At 34.5% G+C, this 386-nt stretch carries 1 protein-coding gene; it reads left to right on the top strand.

The window, feature by feature from the left end; all coding sequences use genetic code 11:
* Positions 1-174 precede the first annotated feature (174 nt).
* Positions 175-386 (top strand): hypothetical protein (locus tag DZ860_RS25495; RefSeq protein ID WP_133305472.1); only part of this gene is annotated, 212 nt, incomplete at its 3' end.

Raw genomic sequence — 386 nt, 5'->3', positions numbered from 1 at the left:
AACCAATGATACCTTTGTACTTGTTGAATGCTCGATTTCGAATTCCAAATACAATACATTCGTTTGTGCTTGTGTCTCACTTCTTAATTCAATTGAGTTAATTCTGGGATTCCTAGTTCATAATACAATTCAAATAATTCAAAACATTATATTGGCGTCGTGATGGAGACTGCAATGGAAAAGTTAGATATTCATTCAACTTCTGAAACTTTTGAAGATTACTTTGAAAGGTTTGAAATCTGGGCTATGACCAAGGAAGAAGATGAGGATCTTAATATTGTGGCACACTTCCTCACATTCATTGGAAAAGAATCATACAGCTTATTAAGAACTCTAGCTATGCCAGAAAAGCCTATCTCGCTTCCTTATACAACTCTCAAGGAAAT

Origin of the sequence: Vibrio sinensis, assembly GCF_003605645.1 — a bacterium.
Taxonomy (GTDB): Bacteria; Pseudomonadota; Gammaproteobacteria; order Enterobacterales; family Vibrionaceae; genus Vibrio; species Vibrio sinensis.
The sequence above is the reverse complement of the archived record's forward strand: the minus strand, read 5'-3'. Positions and strand labels throughout refer to the sequence as shown.